Source organism: Methylobacterium sp. Leaf456 (genome assembly GCF_001425465.1).
Lineage (GTDB): Bacteria > Pseudomonadota > Alphaproteobacteria > Rhizobiales > Beijerinckiaceae > Methylobacterium.
In genome coordinates this window covers 236,061-262,212 of record NZ_LMQV01000023.1, presented here as the reverse complement: position 1 = coordinate 262,212, position 26,152 = coordinate 236,061, and the positions used below count along the sequence as shown (strand labels likewise).

Annotated in this window: 27 protein-coding genes and 1 other RNA gene; 14 read left to right on the top strand and 14 right to left on the bottom strand. The window is 68.1% G+C overall.

Features of this window, described 5'->3' with window-relative positions; translation table 11 throughout:
• Window positions 1-60 precede the first annotated feature (60 nt).
• Both ASG52_RS14805 and ASG52_RS14800 read right to left on the bottom strand, forming a co-directional pair.
• Window positions 61-678 (bottom strand): hypothetical protein, encoded by a 618-nt coding sequence (locus tag ASG52_RS14805; RefSeq protein ID WP_056244493.1) that lies wholly within the window; start codon window positions 676-678, stop codon window positions 61-63.
• A complete protein-coding gene (locus ASG52_RS14800) occupies window positions 671-1,666 on the bottom strand; it encodes a hypothetical protein (RefSeq protein ID WP_156383972.1) in 996 nt (331 codons plus the stop codon). Before ASG52_RS14800 ends, ASG52_RS14805 begins: the two co-directional genes overlap by 8 nt.
• A 489-nt stretch (window positions 1,667-2,155) precedes the next feature.
• On the opposite strand from ASG52_RS14800, the gene ASG52_RS14795 reads away from it, so the two are divergent.
• From ASG52_RS14795 to ASG52_RS14775, 5 genes are all read left to right on the top strand, one after another.
• The gene (locus tag ASG52_RS14795; RefSeq protein ID WP_156383971.1) at window positions 2,156-2,362 is read left to right on the top strand and encodes a hypothetical protein; all 207 of its coding nucleotides are present in this window, start codon (window positions 2,156-2,158) and stop codon (window positions 2,360-2,362) included.
• Entirely contained in the window at window positions 2,355-2,708 is a 354-nt protein-coding gene (locus ASG52_RS14790; protein ID WP_056244486.1) for a helix-turn-helix domain-containing protein, read from the top strand. The genes ASG52_RS14795 and ASG52_RS14790 overlap by 8 nt, the downstream gene beginning before the upstream one ends.
• Before the next feature lie 295 nt (window positions 2,709-3,003).
• On the top strand, window positions 3,004-4,425 hold the full coding sequence (locus ASG52_RS14785) for a TadE/TadG family type IV pilus assembly protein (protein WP_156383970.1): 1,422 nt from the start codon (window positions 3,004-3,006) through the stop codon (window positions 4,423-4,425).
• Window positions 4,426-4,902: 477 nt separating this feature from the next.
• Window positions 4,903-5,121, top strand: a complete 219-nt coding sequence (locus ASG52_RS14780; RefSeq protein ID WP_056244482.1) for a hypothetical protein — start codon at window positions 4,903-4,905, stop codon at window positions 5,119-5,121.
• Between the two features lie 253 nt (window positions 5,122-5,374).
• Entirely contained in the window at window positions 5,375-6,025 is a 651-nt protein-coding gene (locus ASG52_RS14775; RefSeq protein WP_056244481.1) for a recombinase family protein, read from the top strand.
• Between the two features lie 32 nt (window positions 6,026-6,057).
• Here the strand turns inward: ASG52_RS14775 and ASG52_RS14770 are convergent, their stop codons facing one another.
• The 8 genes from ASG52_RS14770 to ASG52_RS14740 all read right to left on the bottom strand — a co-directional run bounded on the left by ASG52_RS14770 (window position 6,058) and on the right by ASG52_RS14740 (window position 14,181).
• Window positions 6,058-6,276 carry a hypothetical protein gene (locus ASG52_RS14770; protein ID WP_056244478.1) on the bottom strand — a complete coding sequence of 73 codons (219 nt, stop codon included), beginning with the start codon at window positions 6,274-6,276 and terminating at the stop codon, window positions 6,058-6,060.
• 146 nt (window positions 6,277-6,422) lie between these two features.
• Window positions 6,423-6,890 carry a terminase small subunit gene (locus tag ASG52_RS14765; RefSeq protein ID WP_056244475.1) on the bottom strand — a complete coding sequence of 156 codons (468 nt, stop codon included), beginning with the start codon at window positions 6,888-6,890 and terminating at the stop codon, window positions 6,423-6,425.
• 64 nt (window positions 6,891-6,954) lie between these two features.
• Window positions 6,955-10,911, bottom strand: a complete 3,957-nt coding sequence (locus tag ASG52_RS14760) for a hypothetical protein (protein WP_056244474.1) — start codon at window positions 10,909-10,911, stop codon at window positions 6,955-6,957.
• Window positions 10,899-11,297, bottom strand: a complete 399-nt coding sequence (locus ASG52_RS14755; RefSeq protein ID WP_056244471.1) for a hypothetical protein — start codon at window positions 11,295-11,297, stop codon at window positions 10,899-10,901. Before ASG52_RS14755 ends, ASG52_RS14760 begins: the two co-directional genes overlap by 13 nt.
• A gap of 185 nt (window positions 11,298-11,482) precedes the next feature.
• Window positions 11,483-12,097 (bottom strand): hypothetical protein, encoded by a 615-nt coding sequence (locus tag ASG52_RS14750; protein WP_156383969.1) that lies wholly within the window; start codon window positions 12,095-12,097, stop codon window positions 11,483-11,485.
• 9 nt (window positions 12,098-12,106) lie between these two features.
• Window positions 12,107-12,346, bottom strand: a complete 240-nt coding sequence (locus ASG52_RS14745; protein WP_056244467.1) for a hypothetical protein — start codon at window positions 12,344-12,346, stop codon at window positions 12,107-12,109.
• A 126-nt stretch (window positions 12,347-12,472) separates the two neighbouring features.
• Complete coding sequence (locus tag ASG52_RS27250; protein WP_156383968.1) at window positions 12,473-12,925, bottom strand: hypothetical protein; 453 nt, start codon at window positions 12,923-12,925, stop codon at window positions 12,473-12,475.
• Complete coding sequence (locus tag ASG52_RS14740) at window positions 12,922-14,181, bottom strand: tyrosine-type recombinase/integrase (RefSeq protein WP_056244464.1); 1,260 nt, start codon at window positions 14,179-14,181, stop codon at window positions 12,922-12,924. The genes ASG52_RS27250 and ASG52_RS14740 overlap by 4 nt, the downstream gene beginning before the upstream one ends.
• Before the next feature lie 381 nt (window positions 14,182-14,562).
• Between ASG52_RS14740 and ASG52_RS14735 the strand changes: the two genes are divergently transcribed.
• Complete coding sequence (locus tag ASG52_RS14735; RefSeq protein WP_056244462.1) at window positions 14,563-14,823, top strand: PepSY domain-containing protein; 261 nt, start codon at window positions 14,563-14,565, stop codon at window positions 14,821-14,823.
• A 37-nt stretch (window positions 14,824-14,860) separates the two neighbouring features.
• Here ASG52_RS14735 and ASG52_RS14730 read toward each other — a convergent pair whose 3' ends face one another.
• Window positions 14,861-15,319: a DUF5991 domain-containing protein gene (locus ASG52_RS14730; protein WP_056244460.1), complete on the bottom strand. Its 459-nt coding sequence runs from the start codon at window positions 15,317-15,319 to the stop codon at window positions 14,861-14,863.
• Window positions 15,320-15,414: 95 nt separating this feature from the next.
• Between ASG52_RS14730 and ffs the strand changes: the two genes are divergently transcribed.
• The 3 genes from ffs to ASG52_RS14720 all read left to right on the top strand — a co-directional run bounded on the left by ffs (window position 15,415) and on the right by ASG52_RS14720 (window position 17,830).
• Window positions 15,415-15,511, top strand: an RNA gene (gene ffs / locus ASG52_RS26435) — signal recognition particle sRNA small type.
• Between the two features lie 57 nt (window positions 15,512-15,568).
• On the top strand, window positions 15,569-17,431 hold the full coding sequence (locus tag ASG52_RS14725; protein ID WP_056244459.1) for a DNA polymerase III subunit gamma/tau: 1,863 nt from the start codon (window positions 15,569-15,571) through the stop codon (window positions 17,429-17,431).
• Between the two features lie 75 nt (window positions 17,432-17,506).
• Window positions 17,507-17,830 (top strand): YbaB/EbfC family nucleoid-associated protein, encoded by a 324-nt coding sequence (locus ASG52_RS14720; RefSeq protein WP_056244456.1) that lies wholly within the window; start codon window positions 17,507-17,509, stop codon window positions 17,828-17,830.
• Window positions 17,831-18,125: 295 nt separating this feature from the next.
• Here ASG52_RS14720 and ASG52_RS14715 read toward each other — a convergent pair whose 3' ends face one another.
• Complete coding sequence (locus ASG52_RS14715) at window positions 18,126-19,745, bottom strand: phosphoenolpyruvate carboxykinase (RefSeq protein WP_056244453.1); 1,620 nt, start codon at window positions 19,743-19,745, stop codon at window positions 18,126-18,128.
• 313 nt (window positions 19,746-20,058) lie between these two features.
• Here ASG52_RS14715 and recR point away from each other — a divergent pair, with 313 nt between their 5' ends.
• From recR to truA, 4 genes are all read left to right on the top strand, one after another.
• Window positions 20,059-20,664, top strand: coding sequence for a recombination mediator RecR (recR, locus tag ASG52_RS14710; protein ID WP_056244451.1), 606 nt, complete (start codon window positions 20,059-20,061; stop codon window positions 20,662-20,664).
• Window positions 20,665-20,919: 255 nt separating this feature from the next.
• Window positions 20,920-21,435, top strand: coding sequence for a peptide deformylase (locus tag ASG52_RS14705; protein WP_056244449.1), 516 nt, complete (start codon window positions 20,920-20,922; stop codon window positions 21,433-21,435).
• A 6-nt stretch (window positions 21,436-21,441) separates the two neighbouring features.
• Window positions 21,442-22,380, top strand: a complete 939-nt coding sequence (fmt, locus tag ASG52_RS14700) for a methionyl-tRNA formyltransferase (RefSeq protein WP_200945616.1) — start codon at window positions 21,442-21,444, stop codon at window positions 22,378-22,380.
• A gap of 10 nt (window positions 22,381-22,390) precedes the next feature.
• The gene (gene truA, locus ASG52_RS14695) at window positions 22,391-23,149 is read left to right on the top strand and encodes a tRNA pseudouridine(38-40) synthase TruA (protein ID WP_056244445.1); all 759 of its coding nucleotides are present in this window, start codon (window positions 22,391-22,393) and stop codon (window positions 23,147-23,149) included.
• Here truA and dapE read toward each other — a convergent pair.
• Entirely contained in the window at window positions 23,134-24,297 is a 1,164-nt protein-coding gene (dapE, locus tag ASG52_RS14690) for a succinyl-diaminopimelate desuccinylase (protein ID WP_056244443.1), read from the bottom strand. The two genes, truA and dapE, sit on opposite strands and share 16 nt — an antisense overlap.
• Window positions 24,298-24,498: 201 nt before the next feature.
• Here dapE and ASG52_RS14685 point away from each other — a divergent pair, with 201 nt between their 5' ends.
• Window positions 24,499-25,287, top strand: coding sequence for a HesA/MoeB/ThiF family protein (locus tag ASG52_RS14685; RefSeq protein ID WP_156383967.1), 789 nt, complete (start codon window positions 24,499-24,501; stop codon window positions 25,285-25,287).
• Here ASG52_RS14685 and ASG52_RS14680 read toward each other — a convergent pair.
• Complete coding sequence (locus tag ASG52_RS14680) at window positions 25,265-26,140, bottom strand: DUF1186 domain-containing protein (RefSeq protein WP_056244439.1); 876 nt, start codon at window positions 26,138-26,140, stop codon at window positions 25,265-25,267. The two genes, ASG52_RS14685 and ASG52_RS14680, sit on opposite strands and share 23 nt — an antisense overlap.
• Window positions 26,141-26,152: the final 12 nt, after the last annotated feature.

Below are 26,152 nucleotides of genomic sequence, written 5' to 3'. Positions count from 1 at the left end.
GAAAGCGGCAGCAACGGAGGCGTCGGCCACAGTGGGCGTCATCGGTGCGAGCGCGCCAGCTCACGCCGTGTTCTTGACCGCGCCGCGCCCGCCGAACAGCCCGGTGTTGTAGGGCGCCTTGTAGGCCCCGCCCGACAGCGCCGCGGCCCGCTCGTTAGCGGCCTGCGTGGCGAAAGCCGTTCCGAACGCGCCAAACATGTCGCCGATCGCGCTGTACCCCTGCGGCTGCGCCAGCGCCGCGGAGCGCGCGACCGCAGAGTTCGCAGCCTGCGTCGCGTCGCCCGTGGCGTTGAGCGAGGCGACCAGGTTGCCGCGCGCGTCCTCGACGTTCGAGCGCGCCTGATTGGCGTAGTTCTGCCCCTGGTCGGAGATCGTGAGCTTGTTCTGGTCGTAGGTCTTCTGCAGCCGGGCCCGCTGTTCCGCAGCCGCGGATGAGTAGGTGTTGCCGTCCCGCGCCAGGGCGAACGTGAGCTGCTTCTGAGCTTCGCCGTACTGATCGTCGAGCTGCGGGAGCGCGAAGCCGAGATAGTTCGACCGCTGCTTTTCGAAATACGGGTCGTCGAACTGTCCGAAGGTCTTGTTGATGTCGGTCGTGCCCTGGCGAATCCGGGCCTGCCGCGCCTGCTCGTCGGCGGCTGCCTGATCGGCGGCCTTGTTCGATGCGCCCTTCTTAGCCACGGCTCGCGGTCTCCTCGGTTGCGTGATCGACGGACCCGGCGCCGGCCCTCGCCGACGGCGGGACGAGCCTGTGCAGCTCAGCCTCGATGCAGAGGCTGTCGAGTTCATTCCCGACGTGGCGGACGACGAGCCTCGACGCTTCGGAAGACACCTCCTGCCGCGCTCGCGAACCGGGCGGGTGCGTCCACTGAAGGATCAGAGCGAAGGCCGCGATGAAGGCGTGCTGTGCCCGGTCGAGGTAGAGCATCTCGGGAAGGGTTCGCTGCGCCCTTTCTTCCGCGAGGAACAGAGCCCGCATCAGCCGGGTCCGCAGGGTCGGCGTGATCTGTCCGCTGTGATGGCCGCGCTCCAGGGCACGGAATGCCAATGAGACGGCCTGCGCGACGCTCTCGACGTCGTCCGCGTCTGCCGCCGCTGCGAAGTGCTTCAAGACCTCTTGGGCGATGATCGGATCGGCGGGGCACCGGCGCCGCTTCGTTCCCTGCTCGGGCCAAGGGATGACGACCTTCCCGCTCTCCTCGTCGTGTCGGGCCAGCGCCGCGGCACGCTGTGCGTCGATCAGGCGGAGCCCCACCGCCGCATGCGCCTTCCGCAACCGCTTCAGGTCGTCGTTGAACCGGCGGACGCAGGCGTGAGGATCGAATGCGCGATCCGTGGGAGTCGCGAGTCGTCGATCGGGCGGCGTCTTCCAGAGCGTGAGAAGCTGCTGGATCGCAGCGAACGCAGCTTCGATCAGCTCGCGGTCGAAGTCGTTCGGCAGGAGCGTGGGGGCCATGGCGCCGACACTCAGGAACAGGCTGGACAGCTCGCTACAGCGCGCCTTGTCGAGGGTGCTGCTGTCGAGGCCGCGGCGAACGCTCTCGACCGCCAGTTCCAGCGCGAACACGAAGTCATGCGTCGTTTCGCGGCAAAGGGCCTGCTCAGCATACTGCAGGGCCAACAGCGCGTGGTCGTCGAAGGGTGAGGGGTTCGTGCCCATATCGGCCAAACTGGAGGTATTCGAGCGTAAGTTTACACTTCGCCAAGGATGTAGTCAATGTTTCTGCTGTGCTTTTGCTGTCTGTCACAGGACGTTGTCAATAAATGAGGTGAGACGTTGTAGATCTGGACAAGTTGTCCGCTTCGATTTCCGGACGGCCATTTTGTCCACGAAATCAGCAACGGTTTCGCCTGAGCGCGAAGGGTGTACCGGAGGGGTGTGGGGGCGGGCAGCCACATGCTCGTCGGCCGGGACGCAAACACCCCGATTCAAGCCGCGGCGTGCTGACGCACCGTTGAAACGCGCAGTCCTGAAAGCAGGACAGCGTTGACTTGATACTAAATAGATTTGATTCGCGAGGGTAATCAACGGAGGACGTATCGTCCCACAACGAGGACAGCACAAACCCCGTGGAGTAAATTTTTTTGCTCTATGATTATTGACCACTTAAGCAATAAATGGCTGACTGGCCGGACAAGCCGACCTGGAGGCCAAAAGATGAAAACTCACGAAATAACCTTGGATATGAAGCTACATTATTATGCCCGGATGATCGATGTCGCATTAAGCATTCTAGATGATATGCAAGAACTTGAGAAAAGCGACTATGATAAGCGAGAGCGGTTGTTCGCTTCGCTCATCGGGACGCGCGACGGTTTGGACGCAGCGTCGGACAAACTCATGACGGCTCACCTAAATGGCTGAGGGCCCTACCGCCATCCTCACCGAGGCGGAGGCGGCGGAGCGGCTCGGCTGCTCCGTTTCGAAAGTGAAAAAGCTCCGACATGCTGGACGTCTGGCCTTCATTCCCGGTCGGCCGGTACTCATCCTCGAACGTGACCTCGTCGCGTTCCAAAAGCTCGACGCGGAGCTGAAGGCTGCGGCGGCCCGCGAGAAGCGGATCAAGAAAGGCCGGTATCGCGAACCGAAGCCGGAGCCGCTGACCGGTCACGCGCTGATCGTGCGACGGGTGATGATCGCCCGCCTGCAGCGCGGAATGCCCGTGAACGTCACTTTAGGCTTGGCTTCGAAGCCGAAGCGACGGACGTGAGCCGCCTCATCCGCCCTCGGGTTCACGAGCAAGGCGAAAGCTATCTGGCGGTGCGGCAATGTTGTTTGTTGCCTCAGACGATCAAGCGAATGCCCTCTATGGGTCGACAACTGACAGACACAGGCTCGCGCGCAGGGATCGGCGCAGTCGATCGAACCACGATCTAGTTTTACGCAACGTTCATCACGGTGAGAAGTCGGCCGCGTTGATAGGGTGTTGTCCCGAACCATAGTCTTTCCGTTAGGCCATCCGGTCTAGACCACGGGCTTAGGGGGCAGCGGAGTTGATGGTCGCCATGGCTGCTCGAACGGGTCTCACCGGCAGCAGGACGCTCGGATGGCTACGTGCTGTCTGGCGCCTACGCGGGGCGGATCAGGGATCAGTCGCCGTCGTCTTCGGCGTATCAGCCACCGCCCTCGTTGGCATGGTCGGTGGGGCATTTGATTACGCCCGCCTCGTCTCGTCCCGCAGCCATCTCCAGGCCGCTGTCGATGCCGGAGTCATGGCCGGCGGCAACGCCCTCAAGCTGGTGGTGTCAAACACCGACTCTATCGTCGGTCTGACGACGCAGACCATCCAGACCGAGGCCAAGGCGAGCCCGGCCTCGCCGGTCGCGATCCAGGTGAGCGTGGGCAGCGACAAGACCAGCGTCACGGCGCGGGCGGAGCAGACCGTCAAGCTGATGTTCGGCCCCTTCGTGGGGCTGGGCACGATGGCGATCTCGGCGCAGGCCAAGGCCAGCGTGGTCGGCAAAATGCGCCTGTGCATGCTCGCCCTCGACCCGGTCGCCGCCGGCGCCTTCGCCGTGCAGCAGAAGGCGCAGGTGACGGCCTACGATTGCGCGCTCTATTCCAACTCCTCGGACAAGTCCGGCATGGTCGGCCGCAACGCCTCGATGGCGCGGGCCCAGACCATCTGCTCGGTGGGCGGCTTCGAGAATCAGAGCGCCAACTTCACGCCCAACCCGCAGACCGGCTGCCCGGTGATTACCGACCCGCTGCGCGACCGCCCGACGCCGCAGATCAGGCAATGCACGCTGCTTGCATCGATCTTAGCAAAGCTGGATGCCGTGACCGGGCCAAGCAAGGGCACCAATGTCATCGCGAGCAATACGACTATCAACCCCGGCACCTATTGCGGCGGGCTGAAGGTCACCAAGAAGGCCGTTGTGACGATGAACCCCGGCATCTACGTGTTCAAGGACGGACCGTTGATCGTCGACAAGGAGGCATCGCTGACAGGGAACGATGTCGGTCTGTTCTTCACCGGCAACAATTCCGGCCTGCTGTTCGACAAGAAGACCACAATCAGCCTTGCAGCGCCCACCACCGGACCAATGGCCGGGCTGTTGATGTCGGAGGATGCCTCTGTGTCCTCACCGATCGACCCGGTCGGCCTCGTCGATACCCTGCTCGGCGACACCATCGCGCCGACCCCGCCGCCGCTGGTGACGCCGACCCAGCCGATGCGGATCTACCGCATCATCAGCGACAACGCCCGCACCATGCTTGGCACGATCCACCTGCCGCACGGGCGCCTCGTGATCGACTCGCAGCGGCCGGTCGCCGACATGTCGGCCTATACCGTCGTCGTGGCGCGCCAGATCAACCTTTACGAAGGGCCGAACCTGTATCTCAACGCGAACTACTCCGGCAACAGCGTGCCGGTGCCCAAGGGCGTCGGCCCGGTCTCCGGGCGGCTCCTGCTCAGCCAGTAGTCACGCCCAAATCCTTATGATCATTACGTCGCCCGGCACCACCGCGGCCGGGCTCTTCGTTTCCGGCTCGATTTCGCCATTGCACACCCGTTGCGGACCTTTGATCCGTTTCCGTCGAAGATCCGCATGGGGTCGAAAGCAGCCCCCCGCCAAAGGGGCGAACCTTCGGCTACGCGAGATCATCGTGCCGCTATCATGCGCATCTCTCGATGTGCGGGTTACACGCCGTCGAGCCGCACCGGCTGTCCGGACAACTTGTCCGCTTCGTTTTCCGGACCAAATTTTTGTACGGGCGGCCGGCGCCGTCTCCGCCAGCGCGTTCAAGGTGTACCGGCAGGGTGGGGCCGGGCACCGGGCGGCTAGGTGCCGCCTTGCCCCTCCCGCCCCCGTCGAGGCGGCTGAATCCTCCAAGCAAGGATAGTCTCCATTTCGAAGTTCGACCTTGGCGGGTGCGGATGCGCCTGTCATCCTACCCCCATGCTCCGGATCGCCCTTTTCCTCGCTCTCGCCGCGCTCTGTGGCTGCCGGACGACCGACGACGCCATCCGTGACCAGTTCAAGCCGTGGATCGGGCGCCCCCTGCGCGATTTCATTGTTGAGACCGGAGTGCCGCCGGTCAGGGTCGATGACCGGACGTGGATTTTCGTCGACCAGCGGGCGCTCGGCGCACCGTCACGACCGATGAGGCAGATCTGATCCGCGAGATTGTCGTCCCGACAGCTTGCTGACCACTGGCGCAGACCCTCAATGATCCCGAGCATGACCGTATCTGCCTGCTTGGCTCATCCGCCTTTGACGCAATGCAACAGCCGTTCCGGGTCGAAGGCGGCGTCCGCATGGGTATACCCTTGCGTACAGCTCGAAAGGCATTCAGAGAAGTGTCCGTAAGGGTTGACTTTGGCATTCGGACGGTCAAGCTTACGGACACCAACCTACCGGACGCCAAGCCATGTCTCAGACCGTTCTCTACGCCCGCGTCTCAACTGCCGACCAGACGAGCGCACACCAGCGCAAGCAGGCCGAAGCCGCGGGCTTCAAGGTCGATGAGGTCGTGGTCGACGATGGCGTGTCGGGCGTGTCGACTGTGTTGGCCGAGCGTCCGCAGGGAAGGCGGCTGTTCGATATGCTCCGCCGCGGTGACGTGCTGGTCGTCCGTTGGGTGGACCGTCTCGGGCGCAACTATGCGGACGTGACCGAGACGATCCGCGAGTTCATGCGTCGGGGTGTCGTCGTTCGCACCGTCATCAACAACATGGTCTTCGACGGCGCAACCACCGACCCGGTGCAGATGGCCGTGCGCGATGCGCTCATCGGCTTCTTGGCCGCAACCGCTCAAGCTCAGGCCGAGGCGACGAAGGAAGCGCAGCGCGCCGGCATCGACCACGCCAAGGGGCGCGAAGACGCCTATCGTGGTCGCAGGCCGAGCTTCAGCCGCGAGCAGTTGGAGGACGTCCAGACGGCGTTGTCGGAAGGCGTGGGCGTTTCTGCGATCGCAGCGGCCACGGGGCTGACCCGTCAGACGGTCTATCGAATCAAGGAAAACCCGGCGGAGGCAGAGGCGGCGCTGGCGAGGTGGACGGTGGGCGCCAAAGCAGCCTGAAGGCGCCGATCGCTCCCAAGTCGCCCACCGGCTCAGTCCGGCTGACGCGCTGCGGTGCTCCAGAGCGGCAGCCCGCCGAGGCCTTCCAGGAAAATCACGTCGGCCCCGACGCTGGCCATATCGAAATTCGCGGCCTTCACGATATCGACGGCGGCCCGCAGGTCTCTGGCCTCTACAGGCCGCTCAAGAATGGCAGGGCCGAAGCTTCCGTCCGGCGCGTGGCGAGCCGCCTTGAAGGTGAACGTGGGCATTGGCTGCCTGTCAATTCGCGACGGTACTCCGAAGGCGTGGAACGGCTACGCTGGAGGCCGAGTTCCAGGCGCAAGACGTGCTCCGCGATAGTTCGACCCTCTGTGCCAAATGCGCCACGGGTTCTTCAAAGCCCGCCGCATCAGGCCTAGTCGAAAAACCCTCCCCCCTCCGTCGGGGAGGGTGCAGGCTCGTGCTCGATGGTGTTGCGCTCCAGCTCGTCGAGCCACGCCTGCGCCTTCAACGCCTTGGCGTGCAGCTCGGCGGCGGACAGCATGTGCAGCGGCCGGCTGTCGTCTTCCGTTCTGCTGCCGACGCCCGACAGCTTGACCAGCTCACGCGCCGCCATGGCGCGCGCCGGCCCTGTGAACTTCTCTCCCTCCGCGATCTCGATGAGGACGCGCACGCCCACCTCGGCGCCGCGCGTCTGCAGGACGTGTTGCACCTCCGCCTGGACGCGCGCGACGACTTCCGGCCGGCGCATCAGGTCGCCGCCGCGGGATGATGGTTGCGTGTAGCCGGCCATCCGAGCCGCCTCCGTCGGATTGTTGGTGCGCGTCATGGCGTGGACGAACTGCTTTTCCTGGCGCGTGAGAGCGCCTGATTTCAGAGGCATCGGGACAAACCTGCTTCCGCCGCGATGACAGGTTTGTACAGTGTGCAAAAAATCGTGCAATCCGTCACCCGCCCCGACGAGCGAAGCACCGCTGTGCGGCGGCCAGCACCGCCTCACGACCATGCTTCGAGACCAGACAGAGAACGAGAGCCTGTTCGGTCCCGTGCTCGCGCTGCAGCCTCTTGAACGTGGCACCCGCCATGTAGGCACGAGCAGGCTTCCCGAGTTCGCGGGCGAGTTCAGGCCCCGACACGGTCGGCACGGCGGCCGGTTTCGCCTCGACGACGATCGGCTCGGCCCGCGGCGGCCAAGACGCGCCCGAGCGCTGACGAAGCCATAGGTCCGAGCCGTGATCGGCCCGGCAGAAGCGATGAACCCGCATCCTCGTCGTGCCAATACGGTAAAGCTCGTCGGCGAGCGGCAGGATGGCGGATGGTTGGTGCGCCCCGGTCCCGAGGATGGTCGCAAAGGTCGAGGCGGCCGGCTGGAGACGGGTCAGAATGTCGGCACCGGCGGGAACGGGCGAGCGCTCGGCCGGATCGAAGATGCTATGGATTTCGGCGAGCCAAGGCGGCCGCGGTGCGCGTCCGAAGATAGCCAGCGGCCCGGTACGCACGGACAGAGCGGCCTCCGGGTCAGGATGGAATGCGGCATCGATGAGCGCCAAGCTCCCGGTCCTCCGGCTCTCGGGCCGGTACCGGTAGCTGTCGAATCCTGCCAGCCCTTCCGGCAGGATGCCGTCCAGAACCCTCGGAATGGGGCCGCCGCGAAGTTGTGACCGATCCCTAATAGATACTCTTAGGGAAACGTCACAACTTCGCGCCCCGAGCCCCGGAGGCTGCCAGTCGTGTTCGAACAGGTCGGCGAGGCTGACGCCCTCGCGCTCCTGGCGCTTGCGGAAAGCGGCGGCCGGATCGCGGCTGTCGCCGAACAGGTCCGGCAGGCACGCCGCCGCGTCGCCGGAGTGATCAGGAACGACGCCCCGCGCCGCCAACAAGGCGATCGTGTCGGCCCTGGCAAGCAGTTCGTCTTCCGTCACGACCTCGTCGATCAGCAGACCGGTCGGCGTGCTCGTTAGCAAGTAGGAGTCGAGGCGGTCGTGCTGCCCCGTCCGGCGAATCGCGCGCCCACGTGCTTCCATCTGCAGAACCTCCGTCACGACCTGTTGGCGGAATGCTTCGGCCAGCGGGTTGGGGTGAGCGTAGGCGCTGACGGCGCGGCCGGTACCGTCGCGCATGGTCAAGATGCCTTCCGTGGTCGGGTACCAGCCGCTGATCGCCGGAACGAGCTGACCCGAGGCGACGGAGGCGAGCTGCTCGACGTGGCGCGGTGATGCCTCGGGTCGGCCAAACACGGCCATCACCCCGGCGGCGCCCCATCGGTTCGAGCCCCGCATGGCGTTAAAGTGTCCGACCTCCACATTGGCCGGCAAGCGCGACCGAAACTCGTTCTCGATGTCCTGATAGGTGCCGATCGCGACGTCCGGCCCGCCCCGACGGCCGCGTCCGCGGTTGCGGAAGGCCAGAACCTCAAAGAGGCGAAGGTATCGGTCACGCTTGTTGGCGCGCCGGTCGTGCTCAGCTTCGTCCGCCCCGTCGCCGGGAGCGCCGACGAGGCTGCTCTTACCGTTCTTGCGATCCGTGATCGCGATCCGGCGCACGCCCTCCGTCTCGGCTGCCTGAATGTCCGCTACGACCTGGAGCCGCGGCAGCCACTGGCGAGCGACCTCGGGGATGAGCGTCGCATCGAGATAGATGACAGGCCCGCCGGCCCAATCGGGGTGCAACTCCTCTTTCCAGCGCAACTGCACCGCAGCCGGCCCATCGCCCTCCGGCCACAGGTACAGCGTCCAGGGCGCGATTTCGTTGGGCCCGGACAGGAGGTCAGCGACCAGTTGCCAGAACCGGACGACGAGAGGTGCCGCGCCGCGGCGCTCGCTCACGATCCGAGCGGCAGCCGCGGCCTCGTCGGCTGGAAGATCGTGACGGACCACGATGCGCCGCCTACCGGCTTGAGCGAGGGATACCGCCTTGCGTGCGAGCGAGGGTGTCAGGCCCGCGTCGAGCAGCTCCTGTCGCTTCAGAAGGCCAGCCTGCCCCTGCAAGCCGGCGATCAACCGGCGGCTGATCGCGCCATACTCATCGCGCGCCGAGCTGCTGCCGTCGAACCAACGCAACGGGTCGACCAGGTCGGGGACGAGCACCTTCGTGGCCCGAGCGTCGAAGCCGCCGTACAGTGATAGCCACGGGGCTTCGTCGATGATGAGCAGATCGCACGCGGCGCTGGCGCGCTTCCGCTCGGCCGTGTGAAAGGGCGGGGGGGCAGCGTGCGCCAGCTGCGCATGCGTGACGATCCAGACCGGAATTTGCCGGTCGAACTGCCGACGGTAGCAGCACGCATTTTCCGGCCGCTGACCCGGCATGTTGGGATTGTGGCCGCACCACCCGCGATCAGGCCCGCCGCAGACATCCCGGATCGCGCCGCCGGTCGCTTGCACCACTGCGACGAGGTCGTGCTTCCGGCATGCGCGCTGTTCCGGCCGGGTTGGGTTAGGCTGCCCGGTTCCGAGCCAGGGCTTGGCGATCGTCCTGCCAGCTTCGAGGTTGAGGGCCTGCGCCCATTCGGACACAAGAGCTTGCGTCGGCGCAGCTACGACAATCCGCAAGGTCGGATCGGCCAAGGTAGCCTTGGATATATGTCGGCAAATGGCCGTAGACTTGCCGAGGCCGGCAGTAGCCTTGATCCCGGTCTGAGGGTCGCCGAGGCGTTCGAACGGCTCCAGAAATCGATGCATCGGGCCATGGGTGCGGCGTCGTTCGACAGCGGCGAGCGCCAGCGCCATCGCGTCGCGCGTCGCCGATTCAAGAGCCGAGGACGCTTCCGAGCGACTCATCGTCGGCAGCGGGTCAGGTGCTGCGCAGAGCTGGCCCGGCGCGAGCTGCCGCGCTCGTCGCCTCCGTTCCTCGCCCTGGACCCACTCGAACATCGCGGGCAGGCCGGCGATGCGCTGCTCGACGTCCTCGGCGGAATGCTTCGCCGGGTCTCGATGCGCGGCGCGAGCGGCGGCAGCCATCTCGGCCTGAACTTCGGCCGTGCTCGCGTCCGGCCCGTGCGCGGCGACCCACGCACCGGCAGCCGACAGCAACGCCGCGTGAAAGCCGGCCCCGCCCGGCCCATCGCCAAGACTGTCGAGGTGATAGGCGTAGCCGCTGCCCTCTGGCCCATAGGGTGCTGTCACAACTTCGCGCGGAATGGCCGACGCCTTGCCGGTCGCCGGTTTCGCGACCTTGGCAGCCATGGCCGAATACCGAGCTTCGATCGGCGTCGGCACCGAGACGGCATCGCGGCTGCCGACGAGAAGCCCGGAGCGGCGCGGCACCGGATCGACGACACCCGGTCCGAGAATCGGTCTCGCGACGTAAATCGGCTGCACGGTGCGGAACACCACAGGATCGACCGGGGACACCGGCTGCCAGTTCCTCCGCGGCTTGTCGTGCTCCGGTCTCCGTTCGGCGAGCCAAAGCGTAAGTTCGTCGCCGAACACCGGCCGATCCAGCCAGAAGGCTAGCCGTAGGCGCAGGCCTTCCTTGAAGCCTTGGCTTGCCGAGAATGCCCACCAGCATGTGACCGCGTGAAACGCGGCCGGCAGAAGGCTGACGACGAACCGCACCGCGGCCTCGGGATCGCATCGCCAATCGAGGCCGGGCGGGTACGCGATCCCGTCGCAGTCGAGCAGCACCCACCGCCGCGGCACGTTCTTGAAGAGGGTCTTGAGCCGCCGAACTGAGAGCAACTCGGGATACAGGGGCTTTCCGCGGATGACGCAGGAGCCAGGACAGGCGCCGATCCGGTCCAGCGTTGAGGCCAGATCATAGATCGACAAGACGTGGTGCTCCACGGCGCGGAAGCGGTAGGCGCCCCGCTCATAGGGTTGCGTCACAACTTCGCCGGCCTCGTTGAGCCCGATCCGCTTGGCGAGGCACTTGCCGTCGAGGTTCTGGAGTTCGGTCAGGCTGTCCATGCGCGGTGCTCCGGCTTGGGCCAGCGAGTGCGGGAGGCCACTGCAAGCGCATCGCGGCCGAGCTCGCGATCGAAGCGCCGCACGCATTTGATCCCGCACATGATCCCGGCACGGTTATTCTTGCGGAGGTGAGTGGGGATGCGGACGTAATAGGCGAGGTCGGTGCCGCCCTGCTCGCCTCGAATCCAGAGGATGGCGTTCGCCTCCCGGCCGGCGCCGTTCGACGCGAGGTCCGCCTTTAACAGTGGGCGGACCTGGATGAGGCAGCGCGGATGAGGGTCGAAGAACTGTTTGTTCCCGGCTGCGAAGTTCGGGGTCGCTGCCCATTGCACGGACAGGTCGTCGCCCTTCGGGGCGCGGGCGATGATGGGGATAAGGTCGCTCATCGCGCCACCTCAGCGCCGCGCGCGAAGAGAGCGTCCGCGCCGAACACAGGTTGCGGATCGGGCGCGTTGCCCTCACTATTCGGGATCAGCATGTGGTGACTTTCGCTTTGCGCCCTGCCCAGGCGCGAGGCATTTGAAGACGACACGACGCGGCGGCCCTGCAGCACGGGGCCGCCGTTTCGCGTTCAGGCCCGGCCGGTCGGCGCGGACGTGCCGAGCCACGTGCCCGGCAGCGTCGTGACCGCGTGGTAGAAGCGCCCGCTCGTCAGGCCGGCGGCGCGCGTGTCGCCGACGATCGCAACCACGGGCACGCAGCCGGTAAGCGCCTGCAGACGGGAGCGGTCGGCCTCGTCGAGGATGGCGGCGGCGAGTTCGACGAGGGCGCGCTGGCGCTGCTCGACGCTCGGGCGATTCGCGCCGTGCGCCAGGACCGCCTGCCCGATATGCCGGCTGATCGACGAGGCGCGCGGATTCCGGTGCGGCGTGGCGCCCGGCGGTCGCGGGATTGCCAGAATGTCACGGATGTAGACGCTTGCGCTTAAGTAGCCGCGGCGGGGGTTCGCGTCCGCGAAGACCACGAAGACCTCCCCGGCGGTGACGTTGTCGGTCGCGGCAGTGCCTTGGCTCACGGCCGATCGAGGCATGGCCCGTGGGTCGCTCAGGACGTCGACGGCGTAGGCGACGCTGTGGAGCGCCGTCGAGGTGTTCAGCATCTCAGCGGGGCTGAGCTGACACGCGATCGTATCGGCGACCGCCCGCCCGCGGGTGCGGGCGAGTTCGTGCGGTGGAGGCGCGTTCATCGTGACGCCTCAGGCCGCGAGTTCGGACGTGGAGGTGACGCGCCGGCTGAGCTTGCCACCGACCCAGGCCCGGCAGGCGGCGCGCGAGTAGAGCGGGAAGCGCCCGAATTTCTGGTACTCGGGACCGCCGCCGGTTACGGCGAGCTTGGCGAGGGTACTCGCGCAGCACGAGACCCCGAACGTCTCGCGAATGAACTCTGCAGCTTCGGCGCGCCGCATCAGGCGCTCAGCGGGGGCGGTTTCGGACATCGCTCGCAATCCTTCTCAGGCGATCACAGCGCCGCAATGGCGGTGAGTTCGCTCAGATTGCCGAGGAGAGAAGGACGCTGTCGAACCCAGGAATTGCCGGTCGAATTTGTGGGTCGAGGCGGTGGCCTAACCCCTCTCGTCGTACATCCCTTCGATCGTAGCCGGCAGCGAACTGCCATCATCACCGAAATGGGAACGAGCGCTGTCGTAGCGATTGCGCACCGTGGCCCCTGGCAACATACCTCTTTCGGCGACTTCCGCGACTGCTGATTCTTTCGTCAGCCCTGCTTGACGACGTCGCGCGACAGCAAACCAAGTCTCGAATGTCGCACGCGCTAAAGGCCTACCGAGGCGCGGTTTCTGAGCGGCTTCAATGTTCAGCACCGTTCGAACGAGTTCGGCCAGGGGGCTACCCTGGTCGAAGTCGTTGAGCACCGCGTCTGCTTCGTGACCGAGAAGTGTTGCAATCTCGCGCAGACGATCGCGTCCAACCTGCTCAGGCACCGGCGCAGCGGGCTTCAGTTCCGCCATACGCGCATCCGCGTTCGCGAGGATGGTGCCGAGGCCCTTGTCGCTCACGCTGCAATCTCCTGAGCGGCGGCCACCGGCCCGGACATCGATCCGGCGACTTGCTCGGACACCTTGTCCGCCGCCGCGATCAGAACCGCGTCGAGGTGGTGGACGTACCGGCTGGTGACCGTGCTGCCAGCGTGGCCGAGCATGGCGCCGATGGTGCTGTCGCTGAACCCGAGGTCGCCCGCTGTGCTGGCGAAGGAATGGCGCAGGGTGTGAGCGCCGATGCCCGGCAGGCCGGCTCGTCTGGTGTACCGCTCGATCGCGTCGGGCACGCCACCGAAGCCCCCGCCGCCCCGCGTGGAGGGCACCACGAATGCGCCCCGGCTCCGCTCCCGTAGATCGCGCAGCAACCGGAGCGCAGCACTGCCGATCGGCCGGACCGAACGGCCTTCCTTCGAATCGGCCAGCCGCAGGCACGAGCCGCCCAGATCGACCTCGATCCACTTCAGGTTCGCGATCTCGCGCAGCCGGCAGCCGGTCAGGCAGAGGAGCCGAATCGCGTCCGTCGATTGCCAGCTCTCGCCCGCTTGGTCCGCAGTGGCCAGCACGCGGCCGAGGGCCGCGAACTCCACCGGCGAGAGGCGTCGATCGCGCTTTTGATCCGCGGGCCGCTTCACGCCCTGCGCCGGGTTGGAGGCGATGACCCCCTCCCCTACCGCATAGCTCAGGATGCCGCCGAGGAGCCCCGTCGAGCGAGCAGCGGCGCCCGGCCCGCCCTCGACGAGCACCACGCCCCGCGCCTTGGTCTTGTAGGTGCGGGCGGTTCGGCCGGACTGGACGTCACGAACGAACCGCTGCACGTCGGCGCGGGTCAAATCCTGCACGAGCCGGTTGCCGAGCAACGGCACGATGTGGTGCTCGATGCGTCCGCGGTCGGAAACGAGCGTCGAGGCCTTTTTCGGCTTCCGGCCGCGCCCGAGCACGGTCCCGGCCTTCGTCGCTTCCAGGTAGCGCTCGCAGAGCTGCGCGACCGTGAGGGACCGTCGCCGGGTTGCCTTCTCCTCTGCGGGGTCTTCGCCGCGAGCGACCTGCCCGAGCAGGTTCAGGGCCTCCTTGCGGGCTTGCTCGGCCGTGACCGGCCCGTGCAACCCGATCGTAACCCGGCGGGAGCGGCCGGCGCTCCGGTACTGTACGAGGTAGCTGCGCCGCCCCGTGGAGAAGATGCGCACGCCGAAGCCGGGCAGCTCGTCGCACCACAGGAAATAGTCCTGCTCGCGAGGTTCGGCAGCCTCGACGGCGCGCTTCGTGATCTTGGCCACCCGCCACCCTCCGATGCTTCCACGGAAGCGCTGCGGAAGCAGGCCGTGGGAAGCGAAGCGAATGGCACGTGTGGACGCGCAATCGCCGTCGATGGCTAATGTCTAGCAAAATCAGTGGGTTAGTAAAGTGCAGCGTGTAAGGCGAACCAGCCGGAATCTGTGCGAACCGCTTCCCAGCACCCCCTCGAAGGCGACGGTGGCGACGCGGGTGACCATGCAGCGAAAAAGTCTCCGATCCCGGAAGTTGCAGCCTAGGCGGGCGCTCGCCGACTGACAATCGCAAGCGGAGCCGTCATGGCGAGGGCGAGCCGGTAAAACAGGACGGAACCGCCGGGAAATCCGGTCGTTCGCCTTGGATATCCCCTCTGACGGAGTGCCTGAATGTCGTTTCGCCCCCTCGCCGCCGCCCTCGTCGGCGTCGCCCTGCTCTCCGGCCCGGCTTTCGCGGACGAGAAGCTTCCGTCCGATCAGCAGGCCAAGGTGGAGGACATCCTGAAGAAGGAAGGCTTCACCAAGTGGGACGAGATCGAACTCGACGACGGCATGATCGAGGTGGACGACGCCATCGACGCCAACGGCAAGCAGTTCGACCTCAAGCTGGATCCGAAGACGCTGGAAATCGTGAAGCGCAAGGCGGAGTAGTTCTTGTACGAGGCCGGGCGATCACCGCCCGGCCAACCTACCGCACCTTCGAAAAGAACGCCCCGCTCTCCGACACGCTCTCGCCGTCCGGCTCCAGCGCCTGCCAGCGAGTGAGCAGGCCGGCGCCGTCGGCCCGCGAGAGCGTGAACAGGCTCTCGCCCGGCTTGTAGACGGCGACCCCGTACTTGTTGACCGTCCGGCCGTCGTCGTAGCGGTGGAAGCTCACCGTGAGGGTCTGGCCCTCGGCCTTGGTCTGGCAGAGAATTCGCTCGTCGGTCTGGAAGCCGCGGGCCGTGAGCAGGCAGCCGCCGCGGGCGCCCGCCGGGCCCAGGGCGAGTTCGTAGGTGACGTGGGCCGAGGAGCCGCCTTCGGTCAGCCCGGCATCGTGCTCGTAGCGGTAGCGGCCCGGCCAGTCTGGTGCCGCGGCCTGCGCCGGCCACATCGCGAGAAGCGGCAGCGCCGCGAGGCCGGCCCGGATCGTTGTGGTCGTATGCAAGCGTCCCTCCGTTTTGCCCACAGCATGGCCAGCCCGGCCTGATCCAGCAATCGGGCCGCTTGCATCCGGCCACGCGGGTCGGCATATACGGCCTCGGGAGGTTGGCGAGGGACGTTTCACTCGCCAACCGGGTCAGGTCCGGAAGGAAGCAGCCCTAACGAGACCGAGCGGGTCTTTGTCCAGCCTCCCACCTTCGCCGGCCCCGCGCGGGGCCCGGCGGCCGGCCTTCCAAAAAATCCGATCGGCGGCATGGACGAGACGCACGGCACGCTCCCCGACGCGCCGGGCCTGCCCGGCCTGCCCGCCCCCGCGACGCCCTATCGCGTCCTGGCGCGCAAATACCGCCCCCAGACCTTCGACGACCTGATCGGCCAGGGCGCCATGGTGCGCACGCTGGCGAACGCGTTCGCGGCCAACCGCATCCCCCAAGCCTGGATGCTGACCGGCGTGCGCGGCGTCGGCAAGACCACGACCGCGCGAATCCTGGCGCGGGGTCTCAACTACGTCCGCGACGGCCAGCCCGACACCGGCCCCACCGTGAGCATGCCGGAACTCGGCCGCCACTGCCGGGCGATCATGGAATCCCGGCACATGGACGTGCTGGAGATGGACGCCGCCTCGCATACCGGCATCGACGACGTGCGCGGCATCATCGACGGCATCCGCTATTCGCCCACGGAAGCCCGCTACAAGGTCTACATCGTCGACGAGGTCCACATGCTCTCGGAGAAGGCGTTCAACGCCTTCCTCAAGACGCTGGAGGAGCCGCCGCCGCACGCCAAGTTCGTGTTCGCGACGACGGAAATTCGCAAAGTCCCGGTCACGATCCTGTCGCGCTGCCAGCGGTTCGACCTGCGTAGGGTCGAGGCCGACACGCTCTCGGCCCATCTGAAGAAGATCTGCGCCGCGGAAGGCGTGGACGCCGAGGCCGAGGCGCTCGCCGCCGTCACCCGCGCGGCCGAAGGCTCGGTGCGCGACGCGCTCTCGCTGCTCGATCAGGCCATCGCCCACGGCGCCGGCACCGTCACGGCGCAGAGCGTGCGCGACATGCTGGGGCTCGCCGACCGCGCCCGCATCGTCGACCTGTTCGAGGCGGTGATGCGCGGCGACGTGCCCGCCGCCTTCGCCGAGCTGCGGGCGCAGTACGATTCCGGGGCCGACCCGGCGGTGGTGCTCTCCGATCTCGCCGGCTTCACCCATCTGGTCACCCGCCTCAAGATCGTGCCGGACGCCGCCGCCGACCCGACGCTCAGCGAGGCCGAGCGGGTGCGCGGCGTCGAGTTCGCCGCGCGGCTGCCGGTGCGGGCCCTGTCGCGGGCGTGGCAGATTCTCCTCAAAGCCCTGCCCGAGGTGCAGGCCGCGCCTCGTCCCCTGCCGGCGGCCGAGATGGTCATCGTGCGGCTGGCCTACGCCGCCGACCTGCCGACCCCGGACGAGGCCCTGCGCCGCCTGCGCAGCAACGAGTCGTTTTCGGGAGGGCCGGCCCCCCAGGGCTCCGGTGGATCCTACTCCGGCGGCTCGGCCCCACGCGGTTCGGCGGCGCTCGCCCGCGAAAGTGCGCCGCTCTCCGCACCGCGGGCGTCCGCCCTGCCGCGCCCGGTGCTCGCCTCGGCCAACCCCGCCCCGGAAGCCGCCCGCCCGGCTGCCGCCGCGGCGCCTCCCGGCCCCCGGCTCGGGCGGTTCGAGGACGTGGTCGCCCAGGCCGAAGCGAAGCGCGACATCGCCCTCAAGGTGGCGCTGGAGCGCGATGTCCACCTCGTGCGCTTCGAGGAGGGCCGCATCGAGTTCCGCCTCGCGCAGGGCGGACGGCCGACGCTGGCCAACGATCTCGCCCGGGCGCTGGACGAGTGGACCGGCCGCCGCTGGATCGTGGCGCTCTCCAAGGACGAGGGCGGGGCGACCCTGGAGCAGAATACCCGCGCCGCCGAGCAGACCCGTCACGACAACGCCGCAGCCCATCCGCTGGTGCGGGAGGTGATGGCCCGCTTCCCCGGCGCGCAGATCGTGGACGTGCGCGACAAGGCCGCCGCCGACGTGGGCCCCGCGACCGGCGTGGCGGCGGCCACCGGCCCGGTCGAGGCGGTGCCCGACGAGCCCGACGACGAAGCGTGAGCCCTGGCGGCAGCCCTCGGCGACGCCTAAGTCAGCGGTTGCGACAATTCCGAAAACGACCGGAGCGGACCGATCATGCGCGACCTCATGGGCATCATGAAGCAGGCCCAGGCCATGCAGGAGAAGATGGCCTCGCTCCAAGCCGAACTCGACACGGTCGAGGTGCGGGGCGCCTCCGGCGGTGACGCGGTGAGCGTGCGGATGACCGCCAAGGGTCAGGTGCTCGGCGTCACCATCGACCCGAGCCTGATGGTCGCCGACGAGCGCGAAATCCTCGAAGACCTGATCGTCGCCGCCTGCAACGACGCCCGCGCCAAGGCCGAGGCGACCGCGCAGGAGCGCATGGCCGAACTGACCAAGGGCCTGCCGCTGCCGCCCGGCATGAAGCTGCCGTTCTAGCGCATCGGCTTTTTTCCGAAAGCCGGCGACCACCTTTCGGGACGATGCTCTGAGGCAGCCGAAGGCGGCAGGTTTCCCCAGCCGCGTCGCCCCGAGGCCAAACCATGTTAAGGCGCGGCTCTGCCGGCGGCGGCATGGTCCTTTGCGCCGGGCCGACCTTGCCCCCCATTGCGGCCCGGCAGGTTCCGCCGGCCTGACTCCGGGCCGGCGGAACCGCTTTATTCGCGGATGCCCGTCCGAGACACGCGAAGCCCTGCCCTTCTGGAAGGAACGGCAGGGCTTCGTACTTCTGGCCTCAAGCCGCGATCGGGGCGGCCACCGGCTCGGCGGCGCGCACGTCGGCATCGACGTGGCTCTCGAAGCGCTTGAAATTCTCGCGGAACATGGTGACGAGGCGCGTCGCCGTGTCGGCGAAGGCGGCCTTGTTGGTCCAGGTCTCGACCGGCGAGAGCACCTGCATCTCGACGCCGGGCACCTCCACCGGCACCGCGAAGCCGAAATACGGGTCGCGGCGAAACTCCACCTGCGACAGCGAGCCGTCGAGCGCGGCCGAGAGCAGGCGGCGCGTCACGCGGATCGGCATGCGGCGGCCGGTGCCGACCCCGCCGCCGGTCCAGCCGGTGTTGACGAGCCAGCAATCGACGCCGTGCTCGGCGATCAGGTCGCGCAGCAGGTTGCCGTAGACGCTCGGATGGCGCGGCATGAACGGCGCGCCGAAGCAGGTCGAGAACGTCGCCTCCGGCGCGGTGAGCCCGCGCTCGGTGCCGGCCACCTTGGCGGTGTAGCCCGACAGGAAGTGGTACATCGCCTCGGCGCCCGACAGCTTGGCGATCGGCGGCATCACGCCGAAGGCGTCGCAGGTCAGCATCACGATGTTCTTCGGATGCCCGGCGCGCCCCGTGGCACTGGCGTTGGCGATGAAGTCGAGCGGGTAGGCGCAGCGGGTGTTCTCGGTGAGCGAGGCGTCGTCGAAATCCGGGGCGCGGGTCGCGGGATCGATCACCACGTTCTCCATCACCGTGCCGAAGCGCTCGGTGGTGGCGTAGATCTCAGGCTCGGCGTTGCGCGAGAGGCGGATGGTCTTGGCGTAGCAGCCGCCCTCGAAGTTGAAGATGCCGTCCTTGCCCCAGCCGTGCTCGTCGTCGCCGATGAGCTTTCGCGAGGAATCGTTCGACAGGGTCGTCTTGCCGGTGCCCGAGAGGCCGAAGAACAGGGCCGAGTCGCCCGTCTCGTCGAGGGCTGCGTTGGCGGAGCAATGCATCGGCATCACGCCCGCGCCGGGGAGCACGTAATTCAGGTAGGTGAAGATTGACTTCTTCATCTCGCCGGCATAGGCCGAGCCGCCGATGAGCACGATCTTCTGCGCGAAGTCGATGGCGATCACAGTCTTGGAGCGGCAGCCGTGCCGGGCCGGGTCGGCCTGGAAGCTCGGCAGGTCGATGATGGTCAGCTCGGGGACGTAAGCAACCAGTTCGTCGCGCTCGGGCCGGATCAGCAGGTTGCGGATGAACAGCGAGTGCCACGCGAACTCGGTGTAGACGCGGGCGCGCACCCGGTGGGCCGGGTCGGCGCCGCCGAAGAGGTCCTGGGCGAACAGCTCCTTGCCCTTCGCGTGAGTGCGAAAATCCTCCAGCAGGGTGGTGAACTGCTCGCGGGTGATCGAGCCGTTGTTGTCCCACCAGATCTCGTTCTCGGTGGTGGCGTCGCGCACCACGTACTTGTCCTTGGGCGAGCGGCCGGTATGGCTGCCGGTGGTGGCGACCAGCGCGCCGCCGCGGGCGAGCTGCGCCTCGCCGCGCTTCAGCGATTCCTCGTAGAGGCGCGGCGCCTCGAGGTTCCAGTGCACCGCCGCGAGGTCGGTGAGGCCGATCGCCTCCGGGCCGTGGGCCGCGTTGAAGTCGCCGATATGGGTCACGGTCTGTCTCCTTGAGCGGCCCTGATCGCGGCCGATGGCGCCGTTTCCGGCACCGAAGTCTCGTTTGCGTCGGGCGCGTCCGTGCGGTCGTTCAGGGCCGCCGCACGCCGGTTCGCCGGCCCGACGTTGCAGATGGGCCGATCCCAGGCTTAGCCGTCAACTAAACTTTGGGTGGGAGCCAAATTTTTCTTGTGTCATCGCCAGATATGGCCGCGCTTGCCTGTCGCTTCGATGAACGGGCAAAAGCCGCGCACCAGGCCTATGTGAGGGGCGGCGCCCGCCGCCCTCCTTCGGACACTTATCGAAGCCCAGCATGCCCCAAGCCGTCGCCGGCCCGGAGATCGAGCGCCTGATCCAGCTGCTGGGGCGCATGCCGGGCCTCGGCCCCCGCTCCGCCCGGCGGGCCGCGCTCCAGCTCATCAAGAAGCGCGAGACGCTGCTGGCGCCGCTCGCCGACGCCATGCGCGTCGCCGCCGAGCGGATCGTGGTGTGTCACTCCTGCGGCAACGTCGACACCCGCGATCCCTGCACCCTCTGCGCCGACCACAGCCGCGACCCGACCATGCTGGTGGTGGTCGAGGACGTGTCGGACCTCTGGGCGCTGGAGCGCTCCGGCGCGGTCAAGTCGCGCTACCACGTGCTGGGTGGCGTACTCTCGGCGCTGGACGGCGTGCGACCGGAGCACCTGAACATCGCCCGCCTCGTCGAGCGGGCGGCCGAGCCGGAGGTGAAGGAGATCATCCTGGCGCTCAACGCCACCGTCGATGGCCAGACCACGGCGCATTACGTCACCGAATCGCTGAAACCCCTCGGGCTGACGATCACCCGGCTGGCACACGGCGTGCCGGTGGGGGGCGAACTCGACTATCTCGACGAGGGCACGCTGACGGCGGCGATCCGCAGCCGCACCGCGTTCTGAGCAGTAGGCCGTGTACCGCGCCCTTGAGGCGTACCGACACCGTCATTCCGGGGCGCGAAGCGAACCCGGAATCCACGACTGGCCGCGATGCCTCTTGAAACCGCGCATCACGGGTGGATTCCGGGTTCCGCTGCGCGGCCCCGGAATGATGGTGGGAGATTGGGGTACTGGTTCGCGATCATTTGACCGCCCCCGCGCCGCCGCCTATCTGCGGAAGATCACGCTGCTTTCCCGCTCTCGACCCCGACCGAGCCCATGACCGTCCGCCCCCTCGTCATCCTGCCCGAAGCGCAGTTGCGCCTCGTCTCCGAGCCGGTCACCGCCGTGACGGACGAAATCCGCGAACTCGCCGCCGACATGATCGAGACGATGTACGACGCCCCCGGCGTCGGGCTCGCGGCGGTGCAGATCGGGGTGCTCAAGCGCGTCGTCACCATCGACGCCTCGAAGGACGAGAACGACAAGCATCCGACCGTCTACCTCAACCCGGAGATCGTCTGGTCGTCGGAGGAGAAGCGGGTCTACGAGGAAGGCTGCCTGTCGATCCCCGATTTCTACGGCGAGGTCGAGCGGCCGGATCGCGTGCGCGTGCGCTACATGACCCTCGACGGTGAGACCGTGGAGCAGGAGGCCGATGGGCTCCTCGCAACCTGCCTCCAGCACGAGATCGACCATCTCAACGGCGTGCTGTTCATCGACCACCTGTCGAAGCTCAAGCGCGACCGGGTGATGAAGAAGTTCGCCAAGGCCGCCAAGCGCGACGCCGCCTGAGGTTTTCTGCCGATGCGCGTCGTCTTCATGGGCACGCCGGACTTCGCCGTGCCGACGCTGGCGCGCCTGCACGCCGACGGGCACGCGATTGCCGCGGTCTACACCCGCGCGCCGGCCAAGGCCGGACGCGGCATGGCTTTGCGGCCCTCGCCGGTCCATGCCCGCGCCGAGGCGTTGGGCCTGCCGGTGCTGACGCCTGCCACGCTGAAGTGCGAGGAGGCAGCCGAGACGTTTGCCGAGCACGAGGCCGATGTCGCGGTCGTCGTCGCCTACGGCATGCTGCTGCCCCAACGCATCCTCGACCTGCCGCGCCACGGCTGCCTCAACCTGCACGGCTCGCTGCTGCCGCGCTGGCGCGGCGCGGCGCCGATCCAGCGCGCCGTGATGGCGGGCGACGCGGAGAGCGGCGTCGGCGTGATGCGGATGGAAGCCGGGCTCGACACCGGCCCAGTGGCGATGGAAGCGCGGGTGCCGATCCTTGAGGGCATGACCGCCGGCGAGTTGCACGATGCGCTGATGCCGGCGGGCGCCGAGCTGATGGGGCAGGCGCTGGCCCGGCTCGACGCCGAGGGGCTCACCTTCACGCCGCAGGCGAGCGACGGCGTCGTCTACGCCCACAAGATCACCAACGACGAGGCACGCATCGACTGGTCGCGCCCGGCCGCAGAGGTGGCGCGCCACATCAACGGGCTGTCGCCGTTTCCGGGCGCCTATTTCGAGGCCGATCTCGGCAAGGGCGTCGAGCGGGTGAAGGTTTTGCGCGCGCTCGCCGAGGACGGTTTTTCCGGAGTTCCGGGCACGCTGCTCGACGCGGCCTGCACGGTCGCCTGCGGGACCGGCGCGGTGCGCCTGCTCGAACTGCGCCGGGCCGGCAAGGGCGGGACGGCGAGCGGCGAGGAGTTCTTGCGCGGGGCGCGGCTGGCGGCGGGCGCCCACTTCGCATGACCCGCGCCTGATGCCCCGCTACAAACTCGTCATCGAGTACGACGGCGCGCCGTTCTGCGGCTGGCAGCGGCAGGCGGACGATCCGACCGTGCAGGCCGCCCTGGAAACCGCGGTGCAGCGCTTCTCCGGCGAGGCGGTCCGGCTCACCTGCGCCGGGCGCACCGATGCCGGGGTCCACGCGATCAATCAGGTCGCCCATGTCGATCTCGCCAAGGACTGGCGCACCGACACCGTGCGCGACGCACTCAACGCCCATCTGCGCCCGCAGCCGGTCGCGGTGATCTCGGCCGAGATCGTCCCAAACGACTTCGATGCGCGCCACTCGGCGATCCGGCGGCACTACCGCTACCGCATCCTCAACCGCCGCAGCCCGGCGGCGCTGACCCGCGCCCATGTCTGGCACGTGCCCTGGCCGCTCGACGCCGGCCTCATGCACACCGCCGCACAACGCCTGCTCGGCCACCACGACTTTTCCGCCTTCCGCGCCGCCGAGTGCCAAGCGAAAAGCCCGATGCGGACGCTGGAACAGCTCGACATCACCCGCGCGCGGATGGGCCAACACGAAGAAATCGTGATCGCGACCTCGGCCCGCTCGTTCCTGCACCATCAGGTGCGCGCCATGGCCGGCACGCTGATGCTCGCCGGCTGCGGGCGCCTCTCGGCCGACGATGTGGCGGAGATTCTGGTCACGAAAGCCAAGCACCGCTGCGGCCCACTGGCGCCGGCCTGCGGGCTGACCTTCGTGGGTGTCGACTACGCCGAGAAGTAGGCGTCGAGCACGCGCGAATAGATCGCGGTGAGCCGGTCGAGGTCGTCCACCGCCACCCGCTCGTCGACCTCGTGCATGGTCTGCCCGACGAGGCCGAACTCGATCACCGGGCAGGCATCCTTGATGAAGCGCGCGTCCGAGGTGCCGCCCGTGGTCGAGAGCGCAGGGCGCCGGCCGGTCTCGGCCTCAATCGCGTCGGCCACCCGTTCGACGAAGGCGTCGGGCCGTGTCAGGAAGGCCGGCGAGTTCGAAGGTTGAAGGTCGAGGCTGAAGCGCACCGCGCTGCCCGCGGCCTCTTCCAGGCGGCGGCGGATCTCGGCGCCGAGGGTCTGCGCGGTCCAACCGTCGTTGAAGCGCACGTTGAACACGGCTTTGGCCGTCGCCGGGATCACGTTGGTCGCCGGGTTGCCGACGTCGATCGTCGTGAATTCGAGGTTCGAGGCGTCGAAATGCGCGGTGCCGCGGTCGAGGGGCGCAGCGAGCAGGGCGGAGGCGAGCCGCAGCAGGCCGGGGATCGGGTTATCGGCCCGGTGCGGGTAGGCGACGTGTCCCTGCCGCCCGTGCACCGTGATCCGCCCGGTGAGCGAGCCGCGCCGGCCGATCTTGATCATGTCGCCGAGCGCGTCGGGGTTGGTCGGCTCGCCGAGCAGGCAATGGTCGAAGCGCTCGCCGCGGGCCTTCGCCCAGTCGAGCAGCTTGACGGTGCCGTTGACCGCCGGCCCCTCCTCGTCGCCGGTGATCAGGAAGGCGATGGAGCCGCCGAACGCAGGACCGCGTGCTTCGAGGAAGCGAAGGGTAGCGGCCAGCATGCAGGCGATGCCGCCCTTCATGTCGACGGCGCCGCGGCCGTAGAGCATCCCGTCCGCGACCGCGCCGGAGAACGGGCCGTGGCTCCAGGCGGTCGCCTCGCCCGGCGGCACCACGTCGGTGTGGCCGGCGAGCAGCAGGACGGGGGCGCTGGTGCCGATCCGGGCGTAGAGGTTTTCGATGTCCGGCGTGCCGGCTTCGGAGAAGATCGGGCGCTCCACCGCGAAGCCGGCCTTCGCGAGCAGGTCCGCGAGGAAGGACAGGGCACCGCCCTCCTCCGGGGTGACCGAGGGACAGCGGATCAGCGCCTGGGCGAGGGCGAGAGGAGACGATTCGGACAAGGCGACACCGTGAACGCGGGAATGGACGAGGCGTCCTCCCACCCACTCCCCTCATCCTGAGGTGCTGAGCGTCAGCTCAGCACCTCAGGATGAGGGGAGTGGGTGGGATCAGCCGTCGCATTGTGGGGCAGCGGTAACACGCCCCCTCGCCTGCCCAAACCACCGCTTCCGCCGCGCGGCCCGCGCGCTTACATGGCCGGCATGGCTCTCTCGTCGGACGAACTCGAACGCTATGCCCGCCACATCGTGCTGCGGGAGGTCGGCGGGCCGGGACAGGCGCGGCTGAAGGCAGCGCGCGTGCTCGTGATCGGCGCGGGCGGGCTCGGCGCGCCGCTGATCCAGTATCTCGCCGCTGCCGGCATCGGCACCGTCGGCATCGTCGACGACGACGCGGTGTCGCTGTCGAACCTGCAGCGGCAGGTCATCCACGGCACGGCCGACGTCGGGCGCCCCAAGGTCGAGAGCGCGGCCGACGCCGTCGCCCGGCTGAATCCACATGTGCGCGTGGTGGCGCATGCCTTCCGGATCACGCCGGAGAATGCGCCCGCGCTGATGGCGGAATACGACCTCGTCGCCGACGGCTCGGACAATTTTTCGACGCGCTACGCCGTTTCCGACGCCTGCTTCCACGCAAAGAAACCGCTGGTGACGGCGGCGCTCGGCGCCTTCGACGGCTCGCTCACCACCATCCGCGCCCACGAGACGGGTCCCACGGGTGAGCCGAACCCGACCTATCGCTGCCTGTTTCCGAGCCCGCCGCCGCCCGGCACGGTCGCGCCCTGCGCCGAGGCGGGGGTGCTCGGGGCTCTGGCCGGCGTCATGGGCTCGCTGATGGCGATGGAGGTGCTGCGCGCGGTGGCCGAGTTCGGCGAGCCGCTGGTCGGGCGCCTGCTGATGGTGGACGCCCGCTCGATGCGGTTCGAGACCCTGGGCTACGCCTGGGACCCGGACAACCCGCTGAACGGCCTCACGCCAAACCCGGCAGCTTGAGGCCCGAGCCGCCCTCTGCCTCAGCCGCATTCAGGCAGCATTTCTTGAACTTCTTGCCCGAGCCGCAGGGGCAGGGATCGTTGCGGCCGACATCCTTGTACGGGTTCACCACCGGCTGGCCGTAGGATTCCTCGGTCCAGGCCAGCGCCGCGACCGGATCGTCGAGGGTGCCGTAGCCGTCGCCGAACTCGGACAGGTCCGGCGGCTCGGCGCTGGCTTGGCGCAGGGCCTTGCGGAACCACGCCGCGTCGCTGAACTCGTCGGTGAGGCGCCCGTCGCGGCGCGCCGCCTCGGCCTTCGGGGCGAGATCGGTCAGCCCGAGATAGGCGATCGCCTCCTCCCAGCCGACCCAGGCCATGTCGCCCTCGACCGCGGCCTGCGCGGATTCGAAGCGCAGCAGCAGGGTGCGGGCGTCGTCGAGCGGCAGGCGGTCTTGGCGGGTCAGGAAGGCGAGCGCCTTGAAGCCCTCGTAGCGGATGAAGCCGTCGGCGGCGCTGTCGAGGATCAGCGCGTGGAGCGGAGCCACGTCGCCGTCGAACACGCTCGCCAGGATCGGCGCCGTGGTAATCGTGGCGGCGTCCCCCAGGATCGAATCGACCGTGTCGCCGTCGTGGCGCAGCAGGCGCATCAGCGGCCCGTAGACCCGCGTGTCGCGGGCCGCCGCCAGCGCGTGCAGGCCCCAGAACAGCAGGTTGGCGTCGTTGTCGCCCACCGTGTCGGGCGCGTCCGCCGCGGTGGCCAGAACCCGCAGCACGGGCTCGGCCACCGCCTCCGGCTCGGCGATCGCCCGGCGCAGGGCCTGCTTCGGCATGGTCTCGGCGACCGAGAGCTGCTCGACCAGTTCGGCGTCCATGGCGGGCTTCCT

Coding starts and splice junctions, on each gene's coding strand:
- ASG52_RS14750 (WP_156383969.1), bottom strand. CDS start 12,097: ATGAACGCGCCTCCACCGCACGAACTCGCCCGCACCCGCGGGCGGGCG.
- ASG52_RS14770 (WP_056244478.1), bottom strand. CDS start 6,276: ATGCCCACGTTCACCTTCAAGGCGGCTCGCCACGCGCCGGACGGAAGC.
- ASG52_RS14780 (WP_056244482.1), top strand. CDS start 4,903: ATGCTCCGGATCGCCCTTTTCCTCGCTCTCGCCGCGCTCTGTGGCTGC.
- ASG52_RS14680 (WP_056244439.1), bottom strand. CDS start 26,140: ATGGACGCCGAACTGGTCGAGCAGCTCTCGGTCGCCGAGACCATGCCG.
- ASG52_RS14725 (WP_056244459.1), top strand. CDS start 15,569: ATGGACGAGACGCACGGCACGCTCCCCGACGCGCCGGGCCTGCCCGGC.
- ASG52_RS14685 (WP_156383967.1), top strand. CDS start 24,499: ATGGCTCTCTCGTCGGACGAACTCGAACGCTATGCCCGCCACATCGTG.
- ASG52_RS14720 (WP_056244456.1), top strand. CDS start 17,507: ATGCGCGACCTCATGGGCATCATGAAGCAGGCCCAGGCCATGCAGGAG.
- ASG52_RS14745 (WP_056244467.1), bottom strand. CDS start 12,346: ATGTCCGAAACCGCCCCCGCTGAGCGCCTGATGCGGCGCGCCGAAGCT.
- ASG52_RS14760 (WP_056244474.1), bottom strand. CDS start 10,911: ATGGACAGCCTGACCGAACTCCAGAACCTCGACGGCAAGTGCCTCGCC.
- ASG52_RS14785 (WP_156383970.1), top strand. CDS start 3,004: ATGGCTGCTCGAACGGGTCTCACCGGCAGCAGGACGCTCGGATGGCTA.
- ASG52_RS14775 (WP_056244481.1), top strand. CDS start 5,375: ATGTCTCAGACCGTTCTCTACGCCCGCGTCTCAACTGCCGACCAGACG.
- recR (WP_056244451.1), top strand. CDS start 20,059: ATGCCCCAAGCCGTCGCCGGCCCGGAGATCGAGCGCCTGATCCAGCTG.
- ASG52_RS14790 (WP_056244486.1), top strand. CDS start 2,355: ATGGCTGAGGGCCCTACCGCCATCCTCACCGAGGCGGAGGCGGCGGAG.
- ASG52_RS14735 (WP_056244462.1), top strand. CDS start 14,563: ATGTCGTTTCGCCCCCTCGCCGCCGCCCTCGTCGGCGTCGCCCTGCTC.
- truA (WP_056244445.1), top strand. CDS start 22,391: ATGCCCCGCTACAAACTCGTCATCGAGTACGACGGCGCGCCGTTCTGC.
- ASG52_RS14795 (WP_156383971.1), top strand. CDS start 2,156: ATGAAAACTCACGAAATAACCTTGGATATGAAGCTACATTATTATGCC.
- ASG52_RS14765 (WP_056244475.1), bottom strand. CDS start 6,890: ATGCCTCTGAAATCAGGCGCTCTCACGCGCCAGGAAAAGCAGTTCGTC.
- ASG52_RS14755 (WP_056244471.1), bottom strand. CDS start 11,297: ATGAGCGACCTTATCCCCATCATCGCCCGCGCCCCGAAGGGCGACGAC.
- ASG52_RS14705 (WP_056244449.1), top strand. CDS start 20,920: ATGACCGTCCGCCCCCTCGTCATCCTGCCCGAAGCGCAGTTGCGCCTC.